Genomic DNA, 13,671 nt, shown 5'->3' with positions numbered 1-13,671 from the left:
CTCTTCGATCCCTTTCAACTCAAGCCAGCGCCGCGCGCAGGGGGGCGAGCCAGCCGAGGCCCGCCTTGGTATCCCCGCCGCGCGGCTTGTATTCCGCGCCCACCGGCGCCTCCCACCCGGCCTCGGCGAAAGAGGCCAACAGGCGTTCGAAGCAAATCTCGCCGCCATCGGGCTCGCCGCGGTCCGGCACGGCGGCAATCTGCACGTGGCCGATCATCGGAAGGTGCGCGGCGAAGCGTTTCGTCAGGTCGCCCTGCATGATCTGCGTGTGGTAGCAGTCGAACATGATGCGCAGGTTGTCTCGCCCGAGCGCCTCGATGATCTCGGCGGCATGCTCGACACGGCTGAGGTGATATCCCGCCACGTCGCGATGGTTGATCGGCTCGATCAGCACCCCCATGCCCGCCGCGCCGGCGAGATCGCAGGCGAGGCTCAGAGTCTCGCGGAAGGCCGCCTCGGCCTCGGCCCCGCCATCGGTGCGCCCCGCCATCACATGGACGTTCCTTGCCCCGATCGCCGCACCATAGGCCACCGCCTGCCGCACTGCCGCCGCGGCGTCCTCGCGGCGGTCAGGCAGGGCGGCGAGGCCGAAATCACCCGCCGCCGGGTCGCCCGGAATGGTGTTGAGCCCGAGCATGTCGAAGCCCGTCTCGTCGAGCGCGGCCTTCACCTGCTCGGGCGGCACGTCATAGGGGAAATGGCACTCCACCGCGTCGAAGCCGTCGCGACCCGCCGCGCGGATGCGCTCGGGCAGCGGCAGCTCGGTGTAGAGAAAGCCGATATTGGCGGAAAACTTCATGTCTCAGTCCCAGTCCACGTCAAACTTGTCGACCACCTTCTGCACCTGCCCCGAGGTGAGCATGCGCGGTTGGTGGCCCTTCAGCAGCAAGGCGAGCTTGGCGGTCTCCTCGAGCTCTTCCATCGCGTAGACGGCGGCCTCGAGGTCCTTGCCCGCCACCACGGGGCCGTGATTCGCCAGCACCACCGCCGAGCGCTTGCCCGCGAGCCCACGCACCGCGTCGCCCATGGCCGGATCGCCGGGCACGAAGAAGGGCAGCAGACGTACCTTGCCGAGCCGCATGACCGCATAGGCGGTGAGCGGCGGCAGCAGGTTCTGCGGGTCAATATCGGGCATCATCGACCAAGCGACGGCGTGGGTCGAATGCAGATGCACCACCGCCCCGGTCTTGCCGCGCGTCTCGTAGAAGGCGCTGTGCAGCGGCATTTCCTTGGTCGGTTGGTCGCCGCCGATCAGCTGGCCCCTGTCGTCGAAACGCGAGAGCCGTGCCGGGTCGAGACTGCCGAAACTCGAGCCGGTGGGCGAGACCAGCAGACCGCCGTCCTCGGTGCGCGCCGAGATATTGCCCGAGGCGCCACCGGTCAGTCCGCGCGCGAACATCGAGGCGGCCATCTCGCAGATCTGCTCGCGCAGCTTGCTCTCGGTCATGCCCCCTGCTCCATCACTCGGGCGGCCTTGGCAAAAAAGTCCTCGGCGCCGAAGTTGCCGGATTTCAGCGCCAGCACCATGTCGCCGGCGCGCATGACCGGCACGCCGGGGTCGATCTCGGGGCCGATTTCCAGCGCCTCGGGGGCCAGCGCCTCGACCACCGCGCCCGAGGTCTCGCCCCCGGCGCTGATGATCCGCTTGACGCCCCTTGCGGCCAGCACGGCGGCGGTCCGGGCGAACAGCCCCTCGAGCGCGGTGGCGACCTTTTCGCGACCATGCTTTTCCTGCGCGGCGGCGACCGTGGCAGGCTCAGCCGAGGAGTAGATCAGCGGCAGCCCGTCCTGCGCCAGCGCCCAGTCGGCGAGAGTGTCAGCCTCGAGCCCGCCAAGCGCCTCCTCGGCGGTGATCTCGCGCTTCGGCCCGCCGTGGGCAGCCACCTGCGCCCGCGTGGCGTTGGAGCAGGAGCCCGACAACGCGACCACCTGACCGCCCTGCCCGGACCACGCGCCGGCCTTGCCGGACAGCGCGAAGTTGCCCGGCAGGCCGAGCGCGATGCCCGAGCCGCCGGTGAGCAGCTTGGTCCCCTCGAGCGCCTTGCCCCAGGTCAGGAGATCCTCGTCGCGGATAGCATCGGCGATGACGAAGCCGCGGCCTGCCTCCGTCTCGGACGTCAATTTCGCGCGGATCGCCTCGGCCCCCTGCCACACCGTACTGGCGGGCACATGGCCGACGCCCCGCGACACTTGCGCGGCGAGCACGCGGCGCAGGTCCGGGTCTTTCATCGGTGTGAGCGGGTGGTTTTCCATGCCGCTCTCCGACAGCAGGCGGTCCTGCACGAAGAGATGGCCCTGGTAGATCGTCCGCCCCGTCGCCGGGAAGGCGGGACAGAAGATCACGCTCTGGGTGCCCAGGGCATCGGCCAGCGCCTCGGCCACCGGACCGATGTTGCCCTCGGCCGTCGAGTCGAAGGTCGAGCAATACTTGAACAGGAACTGCTCGCAGCCCTGCGCCTTCAGCCACTCTAGCGCCTGCAGAGACAGTTTCACCGCCTCGGCGGCCGGAATGGAGCGCGACTTGAGTGCCACCACCCCGGCCTCGACATCCGGCGCGGCGTCGGTTTTCGGCACGCCGACGTATTGGACGGTGCGCATGCCCTGCTTGACCAGCGTGTTGCCAAGATCGCTCGAGCCGGTGAAATCGTCGCCGATACAGCCCAGCAGCATCACGCGTCTCCCGGCAGGGTGAGCCCTGCGGCGCGGGCGTAGACCTTGATCACTGCGGCATCGTCGATCAGCCCGTCGCCCGCCTCGGCAGCGGATTTGAACTGCGACAGAGCGGCCTCGGTCATCGGCACGGGAAGCTGCGCCTCGCCCGCGATGCCGCCGACGATGCCGAGATCCTTGGGCCAGATATTGACCGCCGAGCGCGGCGTGTAATCGCCCTCGACCACATGCGGGCCGCGATTCTCGAACATCCAGCTGGTGCCGGCGGAGGCCGAGATCACCTCGACGATGCGCGCCGGGTCGAGCCCCTGGCTGATGCCGAGCGCCATCGCCTCGCCCATGGCGGCGATATGCACGCCCGCGAGAAGCTGGTTCACCGCCTTCATCGCGCTGCCCGCGCCGGCCGCGTCGCCGAGCCGGTGCACGGTGGCGGCCATGGCGTCGAGCGCGGGCGCGGCGGCCTCAAAGGCCTCCGGCGTGCCCGAGGCCATGACCGAGAGCTGCCCCTGCGCCGCCTTGATCGCCCCGCCGGAGATCGGCGCGTCGAGGTAGTGCAAGCCTTTCGCCGAGGCCATTTCGGCCAATTCGCGCGCCTGGCTTGGCGCGATGGTGGCGCAGGAAATGATCGCCGCGCCCTCGGCCAGATGTTCCGCCGCGCCGCCCGGACCGAAGAGCACCTCGCGCGTTTGCGCCGCATTGAGCACCACGCAGACCAGCACCGAGCTCGCGCCCAGCGCCTCGGCGAGACTGCCCGGCGCGCCGCCCTCGGCCTCGAAGGCCGCCGTGCGTTCGGTTGAAATATCCAGCCCGTGCACAACGTGCCCGGCACGCAGCAGCGACTGCGCCATACCCATGCCCATCGAGCCGAGCCCGATCACCGTGATCTCTGCCAAAGCGCTCCCCCCGCAAAATGGTATACCAAATGAGGATGACGTCTGCGCGTGGGAGAGTCAATCGGTGTGGCCGCTCCCCGGCAACGGCGGGCGTCAGCCGCGCACCCTCGGGTTGGGGTTTCGGCAGGAGCGATGTTCCTCCGCGCGGCGGGCTCCGCCACACGCGCGACCTTCACTCTCGCAAACCTTTGCGTGACAGCAACGCCGGATATTAGCGCGTCTCCCTTACGGCTCGCGCGGGATATCTTGACAGCTGGAATATGGACCACGTAGCATTTTTTTATTTTTGTGTACCGGAGTGGCACATGCAGATTGAGACCATTGAATTGTCTCAAATTAATTTTCGAACATTGGACGTGCAAAAGGTCGTCAGGGCGCAATACGGTACACAGGATCATTCCCGCTGGGTCTTTTCGACCCGTCGCGGGGCCTCCGCGACCGGCAATCGGCTCTTCTACAAGGTGTGGAACCGCAATCACGTTCGCCGGGACAATCTGCTCGGCGCGCTTCAAAGCGGCTTTTACGACACCTCGACCGTGCCAGCGCTGCGGGCCCTGATCGTTTCGGACGGGCTCTGTCGGGGCTATGTCATGGACGAATGCGTCAAGCCCACGAAAAGGAACAATGATTTCTTCGACCTCGTGGCGCGGCGCACCGTCGAGACACAGTATTTCGCGGTTCAGTTCGGGCAGGCTCATACGCTGGAGTGGCAAGGGCAATCCTCGATGATCGACCTCGAGGGTGTCTACCCGGTGGCCGACCTTCATCTCGTCCGCAGGCATGTCAGCGCCTTTGCCAGCGCCGACTACGCGGCGCTGGTCGAGTCTCTCTACCATGAACGTTCGACGGGCATTTATTCAGCCTGGAGCGAACTGCCCTTGGAAAGACACCACTCCTGGTTGCGTCAACCTTTTAGCAAAGCGCTTCAAACCGCGCGCAAATACCAAGGCAAAGCCCTTTCGAGAGTTTTTCCGCGTCAGGGCCTGATAGAACCCTGATGCCGGATTCCAGTATTTATTGCCCGCAATTTCGCGCGGCACACCGGGTGGTGGAAAATTCCGGGGCCTAACGTCGCACGGGGCGGCAGACATGCAAAAGCCGCGCACGGCAACCGGCGCGGCTTTCAGGTGGCGCAGTGCGGCGCTCAGGCGCGGTGGGCCCCGTCGGCGAGGGACTTCACAAAGGCCAGCACCTCCGAGACGGGCTTGCCCTCGGCCATGGCCCCGACGATGGCCGAGCCGACGACGCAGCCGTCGGCGACGGAGGCGATGCTCTCGGCGGCTTCCGGTGTGCGGATGCCGAAGCCGACGATGATCGGCAGGTCGGTGCCGGCCTTGATCCGCGCGACCTCGGGGCCGACGTCGGTCGCCTGCGCCGCGGCGGCGCCGGTGATGCCGGTGATCGAGACGTAGTAGACGAAGCCCGAGGTGTTCTGCAGCACCTTGGGCAGGCGCTTGTCGTCGGTGGTGGGCGTCGCAAGGCGGATGAAATTGAGTCCTGCCTTTTGCGCCGGGATGCAGAGCTCCTCGTCCTCTTCGGGTGGCAGGTCGACGATGATCAGACCGTCGATGCCAGCCTCGCGCGCCTCGACAAGGAAGCGGTCGACGCCGTGGCTGTAGATCGGGTTGTAATACCCCATCAGCACGATCGGGGTGGTTTCGTCGCCAGTGCGGAAGTCGCGCACGAGCTGCAACGTGCGGTTCAGCGTCATGCCCGCCTCGAGCGCGCGCTGGCCGGCGAGCTGGATGGTCTCGCCATCGGCCATGGGATCGGTGAAGGGCAAGCCCAGCTCGATCACGTCGACGCCGGCACCCGGCAGACCGCGCACAAGCTCGAGCGAGCTGTCGTAATCCGGGTCCCCGGCCATCACGTAGGCAACGAAGCCCTTCTTCCCCTCGGCCTTCAGCGCGGCGAACTTGGCGTCGATACGGGTCATGGCGGTCCTTCCCTTCAGAGGCGGGTCACTGGCGAAAGGCGCGGCGACCTCCGGAATGTCGCGAAACCTGTGCCGGATACGTCCGGGAAAATCAATGGGGTGAAAATCGACCGCCCCCCTCTGGACCTTCGCGGATTTGCTCGGGATGGTGTGGCCAGAGAAAGAGGGAGGACGACATGCGCATTCTGTTCACCGGCGGGAGCGGCAAGGCGGGGCGGCACGTGGTACGGCATCTTGCCGAAGAGGGTCACAGCATCCTCAACGCGGACCTCGCACCGCTGGGCCATCCGGGCGTGCACGACCTGATCACCGAGTTGACCGACCCCGGGCAGGTCTTCGGCGCGATGACCTCGCTTGCGGGCTTCGACGAGCTCGACACCACCGGCCCGCTCAAGTTCGATGCCGTGGTGCATTTCGGCGCCCTCGCCCGCATCCTCATCAAGCCCGATTGCGAGACCTACCGGGTCAACACGCTCTCGACCTACAACGTGCTGGAGGCGGCGGCGACGCTCGGCATTCCCAAGGTGGTCTTCGCCAGCTCGGAAACGGCCTATGGCGTCTGCTTCGCGCGGGGCGACCGCAAGCCCGAGTATCTGCCCATCGACGAGGAGCACCCGGTGATCCCCGAAGACGCCTACGCATTGTCGAAGGTCGCGGGCGAGGTCACCGCGCGCGGCATCCAGCGCCGCAGCGGGCAGGACATCTACGGGCTGCGCATCTCAAACGTCTGCGAGATCGAGGACTACCACCGCAATTTTCCAGCCTATGCCGACGACCCCGCCCCGCGGCTGCGCAACATCTTCGGGTACATCGACGTGCGCGACCTGGCCCAGATGGTCAGCCGCTGCCTCGAGGTGGATGGGCTCGGCTTCCAGATCTTCAACGTAGCCAACGACGATCTGGCGGTGCCGCAGGACAACGAAGAGATCCGCGCGCGGTTCTATGACGGGGTGCCGGTGAAGAGCCCGATGCAGCCGCGCCAGGCCTTCTACAGCAATGCCAAGGCCAAGCGCATGCTCGGGTTTTCGCCAAAGCACGACTGGCGCAGCGAGCTTGCAGGCTGATCGCCCCGCCGGGTTTGACAGGGCGCATGGCAGGGCGCAGGCTGACACCGTCCCCCGAGCGAAGGGATCCGCCATGACCGAGATGCCGAAAGCCTCTGGACCCGAAGAGCCTGACGTGCCCGGCGCCGACCCGCAACCGGCGCCGGCCCTGCCGTCCGGGTCCATGCCACGGCAGGCGCCGCTGCACGCGGCCCATCGGCACGGACCCACGCAGGACGAGATCCGCCGCGCCTTCGAGACCGGCGAATACCCCTACGCCAAGAAAATGGCCCGGCGCGGCTACGAGGTGCAAAAGGCGCGATTGCAAGCCGAGTTGCTGAAGGTGCAGCTCTGGGCCTTGCAGACTGGGCAGAAGTTCGTGCTGCTCTTCGAGGGCCGCGACGCCGCCGGCAAGGGCGGCACGATCAAGCGCTTCACCGAGCATCTCAACCCCCGCCACGCGCGCGTCGTTGCGCTGAACAAGCCCAGCGAGCAGGAGCGCGGGCAATGGTATTTCCAGCGCTATGTCGAGCACCTGCCCACCGCAGGCGAAATCGTGCTCTACGACCGCTCGTGGTACAACCGGGCCGGGGTCGAGCGGGTCATGGGGTTCTGCGAGCCCAACGAGTACCTCGAGTTCATGCGCCAGACCCCGGAACTGGAACGGATGCTCGTGCGCTCGGGGATCCGGCTCTACAAGTACTGGTTCTCGGTCACCCGCGACGAGCAGAAGGCCCGTTTCCAGAGCCGCGAGACCGACCCGCTAAAGCAATGGAAGCTCTCGCCCATCGACAAGGCGAGCCTCGACAAGTGGGACGATTACACCGAGGCGAAGGAGGCGATGTTCTTCTACACAGACACCGCCGACGCGCCCTGGACCGTGGTGAAATCCGACGACAAGAAACGCGCCCGGCTCGACTGCATGCGGCACTTCCTGTCGACGCTGGACTATCCCGGCAAGGACCACCGCATCGCCACGCCGCCCGATCCGCTCATCGTCGGCGGCGCGGGGCACGTCATTCACCGCTCCGACCATATCCTCGGCGCCACGCCGGGGCCGGGCAACGGCGCCTGAGCGGCACGCTCAGAGACGTGTGCCGAGCCAGTCCTGCAACGGCTGCAGCCGGGTATAGCACTGAAGCAGCGTCGCCACCGGGTCGGGCGCCAGATCCTCATATATATCGTCGATCCAAAGCACGCAGCCCGGGCGGCGCATCAGCTTGGCCCGCGGCCCCGGCGGCACCTCGGAGGTCGGGCTGGGCGCCGGATCGATCCGCGCGCCGCTGCGCGCGATGATCCGCTCCAGCTCGTCGCCCTCCGGCCCCATCAGCGCTGCCTGCCAAGCCAGCATCCTACGGCCGTCGAAAGCGAGGATACCCGCGCCCGCGGTGGCGTAATCCTTCGACAGCGCGAAATACCAGGCCCGCCCGTCCGGCAGGGACCAGAGCGCGTGCAGATGCGTGTGAAAGGGCTGCTTGTCGTCGCTGTAGCGCACGTCGCGCTGCGGGCGGAAGAGTTTCGGTCTAGGCAGGTCTCCGCTCAGGATTTCGAGCTCGGGGGTGATCTGCGCGATCATAAGCTCCGCCGGGCGCTTGACCTCGCTGTCGTAGCGCTGCTTGTTGGCGCTGAACCACGCGCGATCGTTGTTTGCTTCGAGTTCGGTCAGAAAACGCCGGGCCTGGGGCGCGAACGCCGTCAGATCAATCAAACTAGCCATAAAAAAACTTCCTAATGGAATCATGTCTCAAATATGGCCAGCCTAACATGACCACGGGAAATGGCATGCCCTTAGGTAAACTAAGACTTCATCGCTCCGCCGGGCCGCGACGAGTCGCGATGCTCTGCATTGCCATGGCCGGGATCAGCATCGGTGCACAGGCACTCGCGCACCCGCATGTTTTCGCCGACGTCGGGCTGGCGCTGGACGTCGGTGCGGACCGGCGGGTCACCTCGGTGGAGGTCACGTGGCGCTACGACGATTTCTTCTCGCTGTTGATCCTCGAGGACATGGGGCTCGACCCCGACGGCGACGGTGCGCTGACCGCGGCCGAGCTGACCGCGCTGGAACGCTTCGATCTCGACAATTGGTACGAGGGTTTCGAGGGTGACCTCTATATGTATTCCGGCGGCGCGAAGCTGGAGCTCGGCGCGCCCGAGTTCGTCTCCGTGGCGATCGACGACGGGCGGATCACCTCGGTGCACCGCCGCAGCGTAACCCCCGCCCCCGCCGAGGGGCTGGTGATCGAGCCCTATGATCCGACCTACTATATCGCCTTCGAGGCCAGCCTGCCGATCACCCTCCCCGCCCCCTGCCGCGCGGAGGTGCGCAAGCCCGATCTCGACGCGGCCGCGAAGAAGATGCAGGCCGAGCTGGCGCAGATCCCCGAAGACCAGTTCCTCGAAATCGAACCCGGCCGGAATTTTGCCGATCGCATCGAGGTGACATGCGCCGGCTCCTGACCCTCGCAGCGCTCGCGGTGCTGGGTCTGGCCATCTGGCTCTGGGGCTTCGGCGGCGCAGAGCGGATCGCGCTCGTGGCCATCGAGGGCCAGCGCGAGGCGCAGAACGCCATGGCGCGGGGTCTGCGGGCGCTGCGCGCGGGCGAGCCGGGTGCGCTTCTTGCGCTGATGACGGTCTGTTTTGGCTACGGTTTCTTCCACGCGGCGGGGCCCGGCCATGGCAAGCTGCTGATTGGCGGCTACGGGCTCGGCCGGCGGGTGGCGCTCTGGCGGCTCTCGGTTCTGGCGGTGACATCGAGCCTTGCCCAGGCGGCCGCAGCAGTGCTGCTGGTCTACGCCGGGGTCGGCCTGCTGGGCTGGGGCCGCGAACGGATGACTGCGGCGGCCGAGGACTGGTTCGCCCCGGCCAGCTACGCCGCGATCGCAGCAATCGGCCTCTGGCTGCTGCTGCGTGGGGCGCGCAGGCTGCGGGCGGTGCCCCGGCCGCACGCTCATCACAACCACGACCACGACGACCTCTGCCCGAGCTGCGGCCATGCCCATGGCCCGAGCCTCGAGCAGGCGCAGAAGGTCCACTCGCTCCGAGACGCGCTGCTGCTGGTCGGGGCCATCGCCCTTCGCCCCTGCACCGGCGCGCTTTTCCTGTTGATCCTCACCTGGCGCATGGGCATCGCCGGCGCCGGCATCCTTGGCGCCTTTGCCATGGGGCTCGGCACCGCGAGCGTGACGCTCGTCGTCGCCCTCGCCTCTGTCACGCTGCGCGAAGGCGCGCTCACGCGCCACGCCATCGGCCCTGGCATGCCCCGCGCGCTGGCCCTGCTCGAGACCGCGGCGGGCGCTTTGGTCACACTTCTGGCGGGGCAACTGCTGCTCGGCTCACTCTGAGGTTGCGCGAAGCCCGACCGCCTTCTAAAGCCCAATTATGTCGCAAGTTCTCCCCTATTCCGCCCACATCCGCGCCGTTCTGATGATGGGCCTGCCGCTGATCGGCGGCCATTTGGCGCAGCTCACCATCGGCCTGACCGACATGGTGATGATGGGCCGCTACGGGGTGCCCGAACTTGCCGCGCTGAGCCTTTCGATGACGGTCTTCTCGGTGCTCTTCCTCTTCGGATCGGGCTTTGCCTTCGCCGTCATGCCGATGGTCGCGCAATATGCCGCGCGCGGCGACGAGCCGAACGTGCGCCGCACCACGCGCATGGCGCTCTGGCTGTCGATTGCCTTCTTCCTCTTGGCGCTGCCGCTGTTCTGGTACTCAAGGCCGCTTCTGCTGCTGCTCGGCCAGACCGAGCTGGTCGCCGCCAACGCCCAGACCTACCTGCGCATCGCCGGCGTCGGGCTGCTACCGGCCCTCGGCGTCATGGTCTTCAAGAGCTACCTCGCCGCGCTCGAGCACACCCGCGCGGTGCTCTGGATCACCGTGGCCGCCGCGGTGGTCAACGGGCTGGCCAACTACGCGCTGATCTTCGGCAACTGGGGCGCGCCGGAACTCGGGATCACCGGCGCCGCCATCGCCTCGCTCTTCGCCCATGGCGCCGCCTTCGCCGGAGTTGTCATCTACGCCCGGCTGCAACTGCCCGAGCACCAGATCTGGTTCCATTTCTGGCGCCCCGACATGGAGATGCTGCGCGAGGTGTTCCACCTCGGCTGGCCGATCGGGCTGACCACGCTGGCCGAGGTCGGCCTTTTCGCCGCCACCGCGGTGATGGTCGGCTGGCTCGGCACCGTGCCGCTGGCCGCGCATGGCATCGCCATGCAGCTCTCGGGCGCGATCTTCATGGTGCACCTGGGGCTGTCGAACGTCGCCACCGTGCGCGCCGGACAGGCCATGGGCCGGAGCGATCTGTCGTTCCTCACCCGCAGCACGGTCGCCGCACAGATCCTGTCTCTCGGGATCGTGGTAATCACCGTGATTCTCTTCCTCGGCATCCCCGAGACGCTGATCAACCTCTTCCTGTCGGCCGAAGACCCCCATCACAATGAGATCCTGCGCCTCGGCTCGCTGCTGCTGGCCATGGCCGCGATCTTCCAACTGGTCGACTCGGTCCAGGTGATCGTGCTGGGCGTGCTGCGCGGCATGAAGGACACCCGCGCACCGATGCTGATCGCCGCCGTCTCCTACTGGATTGTCGGCATGCCGGCAGCCTATGTGCTGGGCTTCCCGCTCGGTTTCGGCGCGGGCGGGGTCTGGATGGGGCTGAGCTTCGGCCTCGGGCTGGCTTCGGCGCTGCTCTACTGGCGCTTCTGGCACCGCCAGGTGCCGCATCTGTCGGGCCTCGCGCTTGCAAGGGGCGCGGACGGCGACTAGAAGCGGCGCGATCATACGCCAAGCCCGAGCCAAGGAGCACGACATGGGATTTCGCATGGGGATCGTGGGTCTGCCCAACGTGGGCAAATCGACGCTGTTCAACGCCCTGACCAAGACCGCCGCCGCACAGGCGGCCAACTTCCCCTTCTGCACGATCGAGCCCAACGTCGGCGACGTCGCCGTGCCCGATCCGCGGCTCGACACGCTCGCTGAAATTGCCGGCTCGAAGCAGATCATCCCCACCCGGATGACCTTCGTCGACATCGCCGGGCTGGTGAAGGGTGCGTCGAAAGGCGAGGGCCTCGGCAACCAGTTCCTCGCCAACATCCGCGAGACCGACGCCATCGCCCACGTGCTGCGCTGCTTCGAGGATGACGACGTCACCCATGTCGACGGCCGCGTCGATCCGGTCGCCGATGCCGAGACCATCGAGACCGAGCTGATCATCGCCGACATGGAGAGCCTGGAAAAGCGCCTGCAGAACATCGTGCGCAAGGTGCGCGGCGGCGACAAGGAGGCGGTCCAGCAGGAGCGCCTGATGAAGGACGCCATGGCGATGCTCGAGCAGGGCAAGCCAGCGCGCCTCGTCGAGGTCGATGCCGAGGACCTCAAGCAGTGGCGCATGCTGCAGCTGCTGACCTCCAAGCCGGTGCTCTACGTCTGCAACGTCGACGAAAGCGAGGCCGCCACCGGCAACGCGCTCTCGGCAAAGGTCGCCGAGATGGCCGCTGCGCAGGGCAACAGCCACGTGGTCATATCCGCCAAGATCGAGGAAGAGATCAGCCAGCTCGACGCTGAGGAAGCCGAGATGTTCCTGTCGGAACTGGGCCTCGAAGAGGCCGGGCTCGACCGGCTGATCCGCGCCGGCTACGAGCTGCTGCACCTCGAGACCTATTTCACCGTCGGCCCCAAGGAAGCCCGCGCCTGGACGATCAAGCACGGAACCGCGGCGCCGCAGGCCGCCGGCGTGATCCATGGCGACTTCGAGCGTGGCTTCATCCGCGCCGAGACCATCGCCTATGACGACTACGTCGCCGCCAAGGGCGAACAGGGCGCCAAGGAAGCGGGCAAGATGCGCGCCGAGGGCAAGAGCTACGTGGTCAAGGATGGCGACGTGCTGCACTTCCTGTTCAACACCTGACCGCTCCGGCATCTCCGGACATCCGGCGCGGCGCTCCCCGAGGGGCGCCGCGCTTTTTTTGCGGTCTGCGCCACCTCACGCCCCCTCTGCGCAAACGAAAAAAGGCGCGGCCCCCGTGGTCCGCGCCCTCTTTCCATGTCCAAACACGCCGGGTGCATTGGCCGCAGGCCAAGAGGGGCAGCGCCCCTCCTTACGCCATCAGGCCGCCGCGGCCGTCCCGGCTTGCAGCCCCGCCGCCTCGTCGCAGCCGAGCATGATGTTGAGGTTCTGCACCGCCGCGCCCGAGGCGCCCTTGCCGAGATTGTCGAGCACGCCAATCAGCGTCACCGCGCCGGTTGCCGGGTTGCCGTGCACCGACAGCTCCAGCGTATTGGTGCCGTTCAGCCGCTGCGGCATGACGCGCGGCGCGTGCACCGAGGCATCAAGCACCGACACGAAGCGCTCGCCGGCATAGGCCGCCTTGAGCGCGGCTTCTGCCGCTTCCATCCCATCCGTACCCATCGCCGGCAGCTGCACCGCGACCGCCATGCCCTGTGCGTAGGCGCCGACTGAGGGCACGAAGAGCGGCACCGCGCTCAGCAGACCGTGCTTGACGATTTCCGGCAGGTGCTTGTGGCCCTGCGACGCACCATAGAGGAACGAGCCAGAGGTCTCGCCGCTCTCGTACTCGGCGATCATGCCCTTGCCGCCGCCGGTGTAGCCCGAAACGCCCGAGATCGCCGGGGCCGAGGCCGGGTCGATGAGGCCGGCGCCGACGAGCGGGCGAATGAGCGCGATGGCGCAGGTCGACCAGCAGCCGGGGTTCGAGACATACTGCGCCGCCGCAATGGCCTCGCGCTGGCCCTCGGCCATCTCGGCAAAGCCGAAGACCCAGCCCTCGGCGACGCGATGCGCGGTCGAGGCGTCGATGATCTTGGTGCCATGCGGCTCGGCCAGCGTCACGGTCTCGCGCGCCGCATCGTCGGGCAGGCAGAGAATGGCCACATCGGCCTCGGCCAGCGCCTCGGAGCGCGCGCCGGCGTCCTTGCGTCGAGCCGGGTCCACCTGAACGAGCGTGATGTCCGCGCGCTGCTCCAGCCGCTCGCGGATCTGCAGGCCGGTCGTGCCAGCCTCGCCGTCGATGAACACCTTGTGGGCCATGGCCTTCTCTCCTTGGGTAAACGTGGCGCCGCTATAGCAGAGGCACCGCATCAGATAAACTATCCCGCGCACGGGTCCGGG

General features: G+C 67.3%; 14 protein-coding genes. 7 read left to right on the top strand and 7 right to left on the bottom strand.

Features of this window, described 5'->3' with window-relative positions:
- Window positions 1-19: 19 nt before the first annotated feature.
- The 4 genes from G0Q01_RS13975 to ltnD are packed head-to-tail and all read right to left on the bottom strand — an operon-like array spanning window position 20 to window position 3,563.
- Complete coding sequence (locus G0Q01_RS13975; protein ID WP_164188757.1) at window positions 20-799, bottom strand: hydroxypyruvate isomerase family protein; 780 nt, start codon at window positions 797-799, stop codon at window positions 20-22.
- 3 nt (window positions 800-802) lie between these two features.
- Window positions 803-1,447 carry a 3-oxo-tetronate 4-phosphate decarboxylase gene (gene otnC / locus G0Q01_RS13970; RefSeq protein WP_164188756.1) on the bottom strand — a complete coding sequence of 215 codons (645 nt, stop codon included), beginning with the start codon at window positions 1,445-1,447 and terminating at the stop codon, window positions 803-805.
- Window positions 1,444-2,670 (bottom strand): 3-oxo-tetronate kinase, encoded by a 1,227-nt coding sequence (gene otnK, locus G0Q01_RS13965; RefSeq protein ID WP_164188755.1) that lies wholly within the window; start codon window positions 2,668-2,670, stop codon window positions 1,444-1,446. Before otnK ends, otnC begins: the two co-directional genes overlap by 4 nt.
- The gene (ltnD, locus tag G0Q01_RS13960) at window positions 2,670-3,563 is read right to left on the bottom strand and encodes an L-threonate dehydrogenase (RefSeq protein WP_108964723.1); all 894 of its coding nucleotides are present in this window, start codon (window positions 3,561-3,563) and stop codon (window positions 2,670-2,672) included. Before ltnD ends, otnK begins: the two co-directional genes overlap by 1 nt.
- Window positions 3,564-3,868: 305 nt before the next feature.
- Between ltnD and G0Q01_RS13955 the strand changes: the two genes are divergently transcribed.
- The gene (locus G0Q01_RS13955; protein ID WP_164188754.1) at window positions 3,869-4,561 is read left to right on the top strand and encodes a hypothetical protein; all 693 of its coding nucleotides are present in this window, start codon (window positions 3,869-3,871) and stop codon (window positions 4,559-4,561) included.
- 146 nt (window positions 4,562-4,707) lie between these two features.
- On the opposite strand, the gene trpA is transcribed toward G0Q01_RS13955, so the two are convergent.
- On the bottom strand, window positions 4,708-5,499 hold the full coding sequence (trpA, locus tag G0Q01_RS13950; RefSeq protein ID WP_164188753.1) for a tryptophan synthase subunit alpha: 792 nt from the start codon (window positions 5,497-5,499) through the stop codon (window positions 4,708-4,710).
- 176 nt (window positions 5,500-5,675) lie between these two features.
- On the opposite strand from trpA, the gene G0Q01_RS13945 reads away from it, so the two are divergent.
- Together G0Q01_RS13945 and ppk2 are read left to right on the top strand one after the other, a co-directional pair.
- Window positions 5,676-6,563, top strand: a complete 888-nt coding sequence (locus G0Q01_RS13945; RefSeq protein ID WP_164188752.1) for an NAD(P)-dependent oxidoreductase — start codon at window positions 5,676-5,678, stop codon at window positions 6,561-6,563.
- A gap of 73 nt (window positions 6,564-6,636) precedes the next feature.
- Window positions 6,637-7,617: a polyphosphate kinase 2 gene (ppk2, locus tag G0Q01_RS13940; RefSeq protein ID WP_164188751.1), complete on the top strand. Its 981-nt coding sequence runs from the start codon at window positions 6,637-6,639 to the stop codon at window positions 7,615-7,617.
- Between the two features lie 9 nt (window positions 7,618-7,626).
- Here ppk2 and G0Q01_RS13935 read toward each other — a convergent pair whose 3' ends face one another.
- On the bottom strand, window positions 7,627-8,259 hold the full coding sequence (locus tag G0Q01_RS13935; RefSeq protein ID WP_164188749.1) for a DUF2461 family protein: 633 nt from the start codon (window positions 8,257-8,259) through the stop codon (window positions 7,627-7,629).
- A gap of 119 nt (window positions 8,260-8,378) precedes the next feature.
- On the opposite strand from G0Q01_RS13935, the gene G0Q01_RS13930 reads away from it, so the two are divergent.
- The 4 genes from G0Q01_RS13930 to ychF are packed head-to-tail and all read left to right on the top strand — an operon-like array spanning window position 8,379 to window position 12,450.
- Window positions 8,379-9,002, top strand: coding sequence for a DUF1007 family protein (locus G0Q01_RS13930; RefSeq protein WP_164188747.1), 624 nt, complete (start codon window positions 8,379-8,381; stop codon window positions 9,000-9,002).
- A complete protein-coding gene (locus G0Q01_RS13925; RefSeq protein ID WP_164188745.1) occupies window positions 8,987-9,886 on the top strand; it encodes a nickel/cobalt transporter in 900 nt (299 codons plus the stop codon). Before G0Q01_RS13930 ends, G0Q01_RS13925 begins: the two co-directional genes overlap by 16 nt.
- A gap of 37 nt (window positions 9,887-9,923) precedes the next feature.
- Window positions 9,924-11,309 carry an MATE family efflux transporter gene (locus G0Q01_RS13920; RefSeq protein WP_164188743.1) on the top strand — a complete coding sequence of 462 codons (1,386 nt, stop codon included), beginning with the start codon at window positions 9,924-9,926 and terminating at the stop codon, window positions 11,307-11,309.
- 43 nt (window positions 11,310-11,352) lie between these two features.
- Window positions 11,353-12,450: a redox-regulated ATPase YchF gene (gene ychF, locus G0Q01_RS13915; RefSeq protein WP_108964714.1), complete on the top strand. Its 1,098-nt coding sequence runs from the start codon at window positions 11,353-11,355 to the stop codon at window positions 12,448-12,450.
- A 198-nt stretch (window positions 12,451-12,648) separates the two neighbouring features.
- On the opposite strand, the gene argC is transcribed toward ychF, so the two are convergent.
- Entirely contained in the window at window positions 12,649-13,590 is a 942-nt protein-coding gene (gene argC / locus G0Q01_RS13910) for an N-acetyl-gamma-glutamyl-phosphate reductase (RefSeq protein WP_164213534.1), read from the bottom strand.
- Between the last annotated feature and the right edge of the window lie 81 nt (window positions 13,591-13,671).

The organism is Salipiger sp. PrR007 (assembly GCF_010499845.1).
Lineage (GTDB): Bacteria > Pseudomonadota > Alphaproteobacteria > Rhodobacterales > Rhodobacteraceae > Salipiger > Salipiger pacificus_A.
The sequence above is the reverse complement of the archived record's forward strand: the minus strand, read 5'-3'. Positions and strand labels throughout refer to the sequence as shown.

Bases quoted from the DNA above. Each gene is read 5' to 3' on its own strand.
- ychF (WP_108964714.1), top strand. From the start codon at position 11,353: ATGGGATTTCGCATGGGGATCGTGGGTCTGCCCAACGTGGGCAAATCG.
- otnC (WP_164188756.1), bottom strand. From the start codon at position 1,447: ATGACCGAGAGCAAGCTGCGCGAGCAGATCTGCGAGATGGCCGCCTCG.
- G0Q01_RS13930 (WP_164188747.1), top strand. From the start codon at position 8,379: ATGCTCTGCATTGCCATGGCCGGGATCAGCATCGGTGCACAGGCACTC.
- argC (WP_164213534.1), bottom strand. From the start codon at position 13,590: ATGGCCCACAAGGTGTTCATCGACGGCGAGGCTGGCACGACCGGCCTG.
- trpA (WP_164188753.1), bottom strand. From the start codon at position 5,499: ATGACCCGTATCGACGCCAAGTTCGCCGCGCTGAAGGCCGAGGGGAAG.
- G0Q01_RS13975 (WP_164188757.1), bottom strand. From the start codon at position 799: ATGAAGTTTTCCGCCAATATCGGCTTTCTCTACACCGAGCTGCCGCTG.
- otnK (WP_164188755.1), bottom strand. From the start codon at position 2,670: ATGCTGCTGGGCTGTATCGGCGACGATTTCACCGGCTCGAGCGATCTT.
- G0Q01_RS13935 (WP_164188749.1), bottom strand. From the start codon at position 8,259: ATGGCTAGTTTGATTGATCTGACGGCGTTCGCGCCCCAGGCCCGGCGT.
- ppk2 (WP_164188751.1), top strand. From the start codon at position 6,637: ATGACCGAGATGCCGAAAGCCTCTGGACCCGAAGAGCCTGACGTGCCC.
- G0Q01_RS13925 (WP_164188745.1), top strand. From the start codon at position 8,987: ATGCGCCGGCTCCTGACCCTCGCAGCGCTCGCGGTGCTGGGTCTGGCC.
- G0Q01_RS13945 (WP_164188752.1), top strand. From the start codon at position 5,676: ATGCGCATTCTGTTCACCGGCGGGAGCGGCAAGGCGGGGCGGCACGTG.
- G0Q01_RS13920 (WP_164188743.1), top strand. From the start codon at position 9,924: ATGTCGCAAGTTCTCCCCTATTCCGCCCACATCCGCGCCGTTCTGATG.
- G0Q01_RS13955 (WP_164188754.1), top strand. From the start codon at position 3,869: ATGCAGATTGAGACCATTGAATTGTCTCAAATTAATTTTCGAACATTG.